Here is a 9,285-nt window from a genome sequence, read left to right as displayed (position 1 = left end):
TGTCCGGGTTTCGTTTTCAGTCATGCTTCGTGTCTCCGTGGCTCTGTGTGAGTACAACCGAGTCCACGGTTCCATTCAGAATGCGGTGGATGCCGTCTTTCATAAGCGCCTCACCAAAGTTCAATAGATATCCAAGCTTGATTCCAGTGAGCTTCAGGTAGGTAAGAACCTGCTTCTGATGCGCCTTGGCAGTCCGCTCAACAGACTTAAGTTCCACAAGAACCTTTTCCTCAACAATCAAATCGGCTCGGAAACCTTCATCGAACCTGATGCCATCGAATTCAATGGGAATGTGGACTTGTCGTTCAACCTTCAACCCCTTTGATGCCAAACGATGTGCCAACAGCACCTCATAAACCGATTCCAGCAACCCCGGCCCCAGCTCCATGTGCAGCTTCACGGCACAATCCACGACCACCTTCCCGATTTCGTTTTCCGTCATTGCTTCGTGCCTTTGTGTCTTCGTGTGGAAACTAATCATCTCCCATGAACCGGCGCAGCGTGATGGGGTCGAGGGTTTCGTCGAGCGAGATGTCGGCGACGGAGAGCATTTCGGCGGCGGCGCGATCCTCGACGAGGCCGAGTTCCTGCGGGGAGGCGCCGTCGGTGATCAACAGGTCGTAGATTTTTTTGGCGGTGACGTTTTCGGGGGCCTGAAGCAGCGTGTAGGCCTCCTGCCCTTCGGTGGCGACCTCGCCGAGCAGGTTTGCGCGGGAGAGCACGCCGACGACCTCGTTCATGAGGCGGATCGGGATGTTGTTCTCGCGGGCGTAGCGGGTGGTGTTGAACGCAGCATCGGGGCCCTGGAAAACGCGGACGGCCTCCTGCATGGTGGAATAGGCGACCCACAGCTTGGCCACCATACTGGCGCGGACGGCGGCCTGCTCCTCGGCATAGGTGTCGCGGTTCTGGATGGCGAAGGCCAGCTCGGAGCCCAGCAACAGGATGGTCCAGTTGAGGTGCAGCCAGAAGAGGAAGAGCGGGATCGAGGCAAAGGAGCCGTAGATGGCGTATTTCTGGAAAAGGACCGCGCTGAACTTGAGAATGACGGACTGCAGCACGAGCACCATCACCGCGCTGGTGAGGCCGCCGACCGCCGCCGCCCGGAAACCGACCTTGGTGTTGGGCAGGAACATGAAGACCGCCACGAAGGCCAGCGCCAGCACGAAAATCGGCGCCAGCTGCATGGAGAGCGGGACGATGGTGCCGAGCCATTCCACCTTGGCGGCCAGCGCCAAAATGAAGGCCGACCCCGCGTTGGCGATCAGCATGAGGGCCGGGGCAATCACGAGCACGGAGAGATAGTTGCGGATCTTGTCGGCCACCGCACGCGAGGCCTGTACGCCCCAAATCTGGTTGAACGATTCCTCGATCCCGCTGAGCAACTTGAAGATGATGTAGAGGAAGATGACGCCGCCGACCGCGCCGAGCGTGGCCGGGTTGATGCCCTGAACGATTTCGAGCAGGCGATGGATGAAGGTCTGGATCCCCTCCGGCATTTCGACGGCAAACTCGACCAGCGATTCGGCGGCGGCATCGTATCCGATGGCTTTGCCTATGGAAAAAAGGATGACCAAAAACGGCACCAGCGCCATCAGCGTGGAATAGGTCAGCGCGGCGGCGTGCAGCTTGCAGTTGTCGTCCTTCACGCCCTTGAGCACGAGATGGGTGACCCGCAGCACCTCCACCCCGAAAGCGTGCAGCTTGGAATCGTGCACCAGATCGATCCGCCACAGGTCGTGCTGCAAAAAATGCAGGAAGCGCTTGCCGCTTTCTATGAATTGATTTGTCATGCCCCATTCCTTAGTCGGAGGCGACTTTAGGGGGTAAAACGCACAAAGGAAAGCGGAACGTCGAGCGTATTGCGGGAGAGGACTCGCAGAACAAACCGCCGGGAATTCCGCCGACGGCAAGCCCCGCACCGATCACAAGGAAACGCTCACCCCGACATAGGTTCCGCTCTGAACGTCGACCTTGCCGTCGTCCCAGATCCAACGATAGCCGCAGCGCATCTGGACAAAGCGCCCTCCGAGGCTGGCGGAAATATCGTAGTCGCCGATCATGATTTCCTGCCAGCGGTACCAGGCCGGGCGGAACTCGATGCCGAAATAGTCGATCGGATAATATTTGAGGGGGAGCGTGAAGGCGGCGGACGTGTCGCGGGAATCGCCGGCGTGGGAAACCATCCCGACTCCGATGCCCAATTCGAACGCGCCGGGAATCAAATTCAAATCGGCGCCCCCCACGCGGAACATTCCGTAGTATTGGTTGAGGTCAAGCGTGAATCCGTCGGGCTCGGTGTAGCGCGTCATCCGCCCCAGGAAACCGAACAAGCGATAGCCGAGTTCGAAACGGACGTCGTGCACGCTGTCGGCGGTATCGATGAACTGGAAGTTATAATCGACGCGGGCATAGGGAATGGTTTGCTCGCCCCACTCGTGCCAATGGCCACCGAAACCCTCGCCGTCGTCCCATCCCTCTTCGGCGACGTCCGGGCGCATCGCAACGCGAGGCTCCCAAGGATTATAGCGGAACGGGGCGGCGATCACCCACATCCAGAAGCTGCCGAAAAACGTATCGTCGCCGCTGAACGAGGGATAGGTTCCCGAACCTAACGAGGAAGGAACGGCGGCGGACGATTTCGCCGACGACTCCTCCTTGTCCTTTTTTTTCTTCTCGGAGCGCTCGGCGATCTCCTGCTCGCGCTCGCGCAGGCTGGCGGCGCGGGTATTGACCGCCACCAGCGATACCCCCGCAACCAGCAGGATCGGGAGGAAACGCCCGCCAAGACGCCCAGGCGCCCGGACCACGAATGGTTCGGCGTTGTTTCTCGGCAGCTTTGCGGTCAACACCATCCTCCCGGCAGCGCGCTAGCCCTGCAGAATTGCGCCGTTGCTGGCGTTGGTGGCCATCTTGGCGTAGCGCGCGAGCCAGCCCGTGGTGAAGCGCGGAGCGGGCGCGGTCCAATCCTTCTTGCGCTCGGCCAGCTCTTCGTCGGTAAGCCGCACGGCCAGTTTGTTGTTCGGGATGTCGATCTCGATAATGTCGCCCGCCTTGATCAGGCCGATCGGCCCGCCCTCGGCGGCTTCGGGCGAAATGTGGCCGATGCACGCGCCGTGGGTGCCGCCGCTAAAGCGGCCGTCGGTGATCAGCGCAACGCTGTCGCCGAGCCCCTGCCCCATGATGTAGGAGGTCGGCGCGAGCATTTCCTGCATGCCCGGTCCGCCCTTCGGCCCTTCGTAGCGGATGACGACGACGTCGCCCGCCTTGACCTTGCCGTCGAGGATGCCTTCGCAGGCTTCTTCCTGCGATTCGAAGATGACCGCCGGGCCCGTGTGCACCAGCATCTTCGGGTCGACGCCCGCCTTCTTCACGACGCAGCCGTCTTCGGCGAGGTTGCCCCAAAGGATGGAGAGACCGCCCGTTTCGGAGTAGGCGTTTTCGAGATTGCGGATGCATTCAAGGTCCTTGCTTTCCGCGTTGGCGATGTTTTCGCCGAGCGTCTTTCCGGTAACGGTCGGGCAATCGAGCGTCAGCAGCCCGTCGCGCTTGGCGATCTCGGCGAGGATGGCGCTGATGCCGCCGGCGGCGTGGACGTCTTCGATATGGTAGTGCGACGACGGCGAAACCTTGCAGATGTTCGGGCACTTCTTGGAGACGGCGTTGATGCGGTCGAGGTCGTATTCGACGCCCGCTTCTTTCGCAATGGCCAGCGTGTGCAGCACGGTGTTGGTGCTGCCGCCCATCGCCATGTCGAGCGCAAAGGCGTTGTCGAGCGACTCCTGCGTAACGATGTCGCGCGGCAGCGGGCCGTCGGCATAGGCCATTTCGACGGCGCGTTTGGCGGCGTCTTTCCAGAGTTGGTGGCGTGCCGGATCGAGCGCGAGGATGGTGCCGTTGCCCGGCAGGGCCAGGCCGATGGCTTCGCACAGGCAGTTCATGGAGTTGGCGGTGAACATGCCGGAGCAGGACCCCTGCCCCGGGCATCCCTTGCATTCGATCTCTTCGAGTTCCTCGTCGGAAATCGTGCCCTGCTTGTGCTCGGCGACCGCCTCGAAAACGCTGATCAGGTCAACCACGCGGCCGTCTTTCGTCCGCCCCGCCTTCATCGGTCCGCCGCTGGCGAAGATGGTCGGGATGTTGACGCGCATGGCGCCCATGATCATGCCGGGCACGATCTTGTCGCAGTTGGGAATGCAGATCATGGCGTCGAACGCGTGCGCGCCGACCATGGTTTCGACGGCATCGGCGATCAGCTCGCGGCTGGGCAGGGAATATTTCATGCCCGAGTGGCCCATGGCGATGCCGTCGCAGACGCCGATCATGTTGAATTCGATCGGCGTACCGCCCGCTTCGCGAACCGCGTCCTTGACGATCTTGCCCACCTGATCGAGGTGGGCGTGGCCCGGGATCACCTCGTTGAAAGCGTTGCAAACCGCGATGAACGGCTTCTTGATGTCTTCCGAAGACATTCCGGTTGCCCGCATCAGGCTGCGGTGCGGCGCCCGTTCGAGACCTTTTTTCGTTTTGTCACTGCGCATGGCGGCGTCCTTTCGTTGGAAATAAGAAAACCGGAATCCTATCCCGGCTTCGGCACGATTGCAAACCTTCGAAGCCTAGATGAAGCGGCGGCGGACAAAGAGGGCGGTAACGGATGCGCCGGCCACCAGCCCCAGCACGGCGGGTTCCGGAATGGCCGCGATGGCGTTGATCTGTTCGCCGTAGGTGCCCATGTCGGCGACCAAGGTTACCGCCTCTTCGCCGAGGGTTCCGACCCCGAGCATGATCCCGGCCAGCTGGCCGTCGACGAAGACGCCGCCGCCGGAATCGTAGGTTTGGCCGTAGGCGCTGCCATCGGTTGTTTCGTCGTAGACGGAGAGGAAGCAGGTGGTATCGCTGTACTCCAGCGTGTAGGTCGAAGAGTTTCTTCCGCTACCGGTTTGGAAGGTGGTACCGTCGCCCCAGGTCAGGCCCGTGTTGCTTTCGTTGTCGTAGCCGTTTCCAATCAAGCGCAGGGCATCGTTCGCGCCCGGCGTCGATTCCAAGACCGCCATCCCCACCGGCAGTTCGTCGAAACTTGTTGCGCGGAACATGCAGAGATCGGTGGCGGTGGCGTCGGTGTTCAAGATCTGGGTGTAGGTCGAGGTGTTGATCGAATAGGTGTATCCGCCGAGCTGGAGGGTTTCCAGGCTCTTGCCCACCACGTCGTAATTCCAAACATGGTTGGCGGTCAGGAACCATCCGTTGGAAACATACGTGACGCTGGACGGAGCCGCGCCGATGAGGTTGCCCACATAATTCCAGCCCGCGCCGCCGTTGGTGCCCACGGTATACTCCGAGCTGCTTCCCGCATCGCCCACGACCAGCAACGCCTGGGCCATCGGGACCAGCGCCAACACCACTCCAAAAACAACTTTTTTCATACAAACCTCCAGTCGGTATTTAGAAACCAGACCCATCCTAGAAACAACCGAAAAAATGCCCGATCTCGCCGTGGCGGCAAGGTGCGGCGGCTACTCGACCGTCAGTCCGTATTTGCGGAAGATGTCGGCGAAGTGCTCGATCTCTTCGGGCTCGGGCACGCGGGTTTCGGAGAGGCGGTACGGCAGGGCGTATTGCTTCCACTTCCACTCGCCCATCTTGTGGAACGGCAGCAGCTCGACTTTTTCGATGTTGCCGAGTTCGACGGCCCACTTGGCCAGCTTGCGCATGTGGTGCACCCGGTCGTTGAGCTGCGGCACGAAAACATAGCGCAGGATGACCTCCTTGCCCCATTGCGCCAGGTATTCGGCGAAGGCAAACGTACGCGTCTTGGTCTCGCCGGTGATGATCTGGTGCATGCTGGCATCGACGCATTTCACGTCCAGCAGAAACAGGTCGGTCAACGCGACGATGCGCTTGACGGTCTCGGTCAACGGCGTGAAGCCGCTGGTGTCGACCACGGTGTGGATCCCATCGTCCTTGCACAGCGTCAGCAAGGCCTCGAGAAATCGCGGGCGGCCGAGCGGTTCGCCGCCGGAAAAGGTGACGCCGCCCTTGGAGAGGCGCATGAAGTTCTTGTACTTGCGGATCTCGTCGAAGACCTCGCCGGCCGTGACCGCCATGCCCGCGCCGAAATCCCACGACTCGGGGTTGTGGCAATAGAGGCACCGCATCGGGCAGCCCTGGAAAAACACGATGAAGCGCAGTCCGGGTCCGTCGACCGTCCCGCAGCTTTCGTAGGCGCCGATCCGCCCCCGCACCGCTCTGGCTTCTTCAATCGTCATATGCAAAAGACCTTTACCACAAAGGCTCAAAGAACACGAAGGGCCCCAAAGGAATTCTCGGCGGACTTCGTGCCGGCGTGGTTTTCCTCCGCTACATCCGTTCGTGGAAGGTGCGGTTAATGACGTCGACCTGCTGCTCGCGGGTCAGGCGGGTGAAGTTCACGGCATAGCCGGAAACGCGGATGGTGAGCTGGGGGTAGAGTTCCGGGTGCTCCATCGCATCCTCGAGCGTCGCGCGGTCGAAGACGTTGACGTTGATGTGCTGTCCGCCTTCGAGGAAATAGCCGTCGATCATGCTGGTCAGCATTTCCGCGCGGGCCGCCTCGGCCTTGCCGAGCGCGCGCGGCACAATGGAGAAGGTGTAGGAGATGCCGTCCTCGGCATCGTCGAACGGCAACTTGGCCACGGAGGCCATGGAGGCGATCGACCCGCGCACGTCGCGGCCGTGCATCGGGTTTGCGCCCGGAGCGAAGGGTTCGCCCTTCTTGCGGCCGTCCGGCGTGTTGCCGGTCTTCTTGCCGTAGACGACATTGGAGGTGATGGTCAGGACCGACATCGTCTGTTCGGCGTTGCGGTAGGCCTTGTGCTTGCGCAGTTCCTCCATGAAACCGTGGACGAGTTCGCAGGCGATCGAATCGACGCGATCGTCGTTGTTGCCGAAGGCGGGATAGTCGCCCTCGATTTCGTAGTCGGTCGCGAATCCCTTTTCGTCGCGGACGACGCGCACCTTGGCGTACTTCATGGCGGAGAAAGCATCGGCCACGACGGAGAGTCCGGCAATGCCGCCGGCGAGGGTCCGGTGGACGTCGGCATCGTGCAGGGCCATCTGGATGCGCTCGTAGGCATATTTGTCGTGCATGTAGTGGATGACGTTGAGCGTGTTGAGATAGAGCCCGGCCAACCAGGCCTGCACCAGCTTGAACTTCGCCATAACGCGGTCGTAGTCGAGATAGTCTTCCGTAATGATGCCGACATCCGGCCCGACCTGCTCGCCGGTCATGTCGTCCACGCCGCCGTTGATGGCGTAGAGCAACGCCTTGGCAAGATTGCAGCGGGCGCCGAAAAACTGCATCTGCTTGCCGATCGGCATCGCCGATACGCAGCAGGCGATGCCGTAGTCGTCGCCGAACTTCGGGCGCATCAGGTCGTCGTTTTCATACTGGATGGTGCTGGTGTCGATCGAGACCTTGGCGCAGAAGCGCTTGAAGTTTTCCGGCAACTTTTCCGACCAGAGGACGGTCAGGTTGGGCTCCGGCGCGGGACCGAGGTTGTAGACCGTGTGGAGGAAGCGCATGCTGCTCTTGGTGCAGAGCGGCCGGCCGTCGAGGCCGATACCGCCGATCGATTCGGTGACCCAGGTCGGGTCGCCGGAGAAGAGCTCGTCGTAGGCGGGGGTGCGCAGGAAACGGATCATGCGCAGCTTCATGACGAAGTGGTCGACCAACTCCTGGGCCTCGGCTTCGGCAAGGGTTCCGTTGGCGAGGTCGCGCTCGATATAGATATCGAAAAAGGAGGAAACGCGGCCGAGCGACATGGCGGCGCCGTTCTGCTCCTTGGTGGCGGCGAGGTAGGCGAGATAGGTCCACTGGATGGCCTCCTGCGCGTTCGCGGCGGGGCGGGACAGATCGAACCCATAGCTTTCGCCCATCGCCTTGAGCTCCGCCAAGGCGCGCAACTGCTCGGAAAATTCCTCGCGGGCGCGGATGACCTCCTCGGTCATGGACTCGAAGTCGGAGCGGGCCTTTTGCTTCCGCTTGTCCTGGATGAGGAAATCGACGCCGTAGAGGGCGACGCGGCGGTAGTCGCCGATAATACGTCCGCGGCCATAGGCATCCGGCAGGCCCGTCACGATCCCGGCGGAACGGGCGGCGCGCATTTCGGGCGTATAGGCATCGAACACGCCGTCGTTGTGCGTCTTGCGGTACTTTTTGTAAAACTCGTTGAGCTTGTCGTCGAAGTGGTAGCCGTAGGCATCGAGGCCGACTTCGACCATGCGGCGGCCGCCGTTGGGCATGATGGCGCGCTTGAGCGGGGCCTCGGTTTGCAGGCCCAGGATTTTTTCGAGCGGGCGGTCGATGTAGCCCGGCGCATGGGACACGATGGTCGAAGGGGTGTCGGTATCCGCATCGAGGATGCCTTTGCCGAGCTCCTCCTTCATCAGATCCGTGACGTTCGCCCACAGCCCGTTGGTTGCCTCGGTCGGGGCGGCGAGGAAGGCCGCATCGCCCTCGTACGGGATAACGTTGCTCTGGATGAAGTCGCGCACATCGACCGTTTTCCGCCATAGCTTGCCGCCGAAGCCGTCCCATGCCTTGTCTGCCGTCATCATTTCTCCTTTGAAGTAAAACGGGCATCATCGTTATGCGCGGCGGGAGGGTCAACGACTTAAAAGGGATAATAGCGGCACCGGCTCGGCAATCGAACATCAGGTATCGATTGACGGATATCGATCCGGTCCGGTACCGTTCGGCTAAATACGGAGATTAGACTTATGAGTCAACTGGAACGCAAAACGGCCGGAGTGCCGACCCTCAAGCGCCTGCCGCTTTACTTGCGGCTACTGCGCAAAATGAAGGAAAACGGCGAGGAATATGCCTCCGGCACGGTCGTTGCGAAGGAATTGGGGCTGGACCCGATCGTGGTCCGCAAGGATTTGGCGATCACCGGGGCGGTCGGACGCCCAAGACTGGGCTTCCAAATGGACGAGATCATCGAGGCGATCGAGGAGTTTCTGGGTTGGTCGAACACCTCCGAGGCCTTTTTGGTCGGGGTGGGCAGCCTCGGCCGCGCGTTGCTGGGCTATCAGGGATTCGAACAGCACGGCATGCGCATCGCGGCCGCGTTCGACAAGAATCCCGCCATCATCGGCACCAAAGTGCATGGGAAGGCCATTCTTGACATCGAAAAAATGCCAGGGCTTGCCAAGCGCATGCATGTGCAGATCGGCATCCTGACCGTCACCGCCTCCGTCGCCCAGGGCGTGGCCGACGCAATGATCGCCGGCGGCATCCGCGCCATC

Annotated in this window: 8 protein-coding genes; 1 reads left to right on the top strand and 7 read right to left on the bottom strand. The window is 61.3% G+C overall.

Features of this window, described 5'->3' with window-relative positions; translation table 11 throughout:
• Positions 1–16: 16 nt before the first annotated feature.
• The 7 genes from ABYO54_RS09865 to pflB form a co-directional block, all read right to left on the bottom strand.
• On the bottom strand, positions 17–442 hold the full coding sequence (locus ABYO54_RS09865; protein ID WP_372808083.1) for a GxxExxY protein: 426 nt from the start codon (positions 440–442) through the stop codon (positions 17–19).
• Positions 443–473: 31 nt separating this feature from the next.
• A complete protein-coding gene (locus tag ABYO54_RS09860) occupies positions 474–1,793 on the bottom strand; it encodes a YihY/virulence factor BrkB family protein (RefSeq protein WP_372808082.1) in 1,320 nt (439 codons plus the stop codon).
• A 132-nt stretch (positions 1,794–1,925) separates the two neighbouring features.
• Positions 1,926–2,849, bottom strand: a complete 924-nt coding sequence (locus tag ABYO54_RS09855) for a hypothetical protein (RefSeq protein ID WP_372808081.1) — start codon at positions 2,847–2,849, stop codon at positions 1,926–1,928.
• 21 nt (positions 2,850–2,870) lie between these two features.
• Positions 2,871–4,541: a dihydroxy-acid dehydratase gene (gene ilvD / locus ABYO54_RS09850; RefSeq protein ID WP_372808080.1), complete on the bottom strand. Its 1,671-nt coding sequence runs from the start codon at positions 4,539–4,541 to the stop codon at positions 2,871–2,873.
• 75 nt (positions 4,542–4,616) lie between these two features.
• Positions 4,617–5,423, bottom strand: coding sequence for a trypsin-like serine protease (locus tag ABYO54_RS09845; RefSeq protein WP_372808079.1), 807 nt, complete (start codon positions 5,421–5,423; stop codon positions 4,617–4,619).
• A 90-nt stretch (positions 5,424–5,513) separates the two neighbouring features.
• Entirely contained in the window at positions 5,514–6,266 is a 753-nt protein-coding gene (gene pflA, locus ABYO54_RS09840) for a pyruvate formate-lyase-activating protein (RefSeq protein WP_372808078.1), read from the bottom strand.
• Between the two features lie 91 nt (positions 6,267–6,357).
• The gene (gene pflB / locus ABYO54_RS09835; protein WP_372808077.1) at positions 6,358–8,595 is read right to left on the bottom strand and encodes a formate C-acetyltransferase; all 2,238 of its coding nucleotides are present in this window, start codon (positions 8,593–8,595) and stop codon (positions 6,358–6,360) included.
• A 162-nt stretch (positions 8,596–8,757) separates the two neighbouring features.
• Here pflB and ABYO54_RS09830 point away from each other — a divergent pair.
• A partial coding sequence (locus tag ABYO54_RS09830; protein WP_372808076.1) for a redox-sensing transcriptional repressor Rex occupies positions 8,758–9,285 on the top strand: 528 nt, incomplete at its 3' end.

This window comes from Pontiella sp. (genome assembly GCF_041622395.1).
Classification (GTDB): Bacteria; Verrucomicrobiota; Kiritimatiellia; order Kiritimatiellales; family Pontiellaceae; genus Pontiella.
The sequence above is the reverse complement of the archived record's forward strand: the minus strand, read 5'-3'. Positions and strand labels throughout refer to the sequence as shown.

What these genes read in the sequence shown, in the direction of transcription:
- ABYO54_RS09865 (WP_372808083.1), bottom strand. Translation starts at nt 442, where the DNA reads ATGACGGAAAACGAAATCGGGAAGGTGGTCGTGGATTGTGCCGTGAAG.
- ABYO54_RS09860 (WP_372808082.1), bottom strand. Translation starts at nt 1,793, where the DNA reads ATGACAAATCAATTCATAGAAAGCGGCAAGCGCTTCCTGCATTTTTTG.
- ilvD (WP_372808080.1), bottom strand. Translation starts at nt 4,541, where the DNA reads ATGCGCAGTGACAAAACGAAAAAAGGTCTCGAACGGGCGCCGCACCGC.
- ABYO54_RS09845 (WP_372808079.1), bottom strand. Translation starts at nt 5,423, where the DNA reads ATGAAAAAAGTTGTTTTTGGAGTGGTGTTGGCGCTGGTCCCGATGGCC.
- pflA (WP_372808078.1), bottom strand. Translation starts at nt 6,266, where the DNA reads ATGACGATTGAAGAAGCCAGAGCGGTGCGGGGGCGGATCGGCGCCTAC.
- pflB (WP_372808077.1), bottom strand. Translation starts at nt 8,595, where the DNA reads ATGATGACGGCAGACAAGGCATGGGACGGCTTCGGCGGCAAGCTATGG.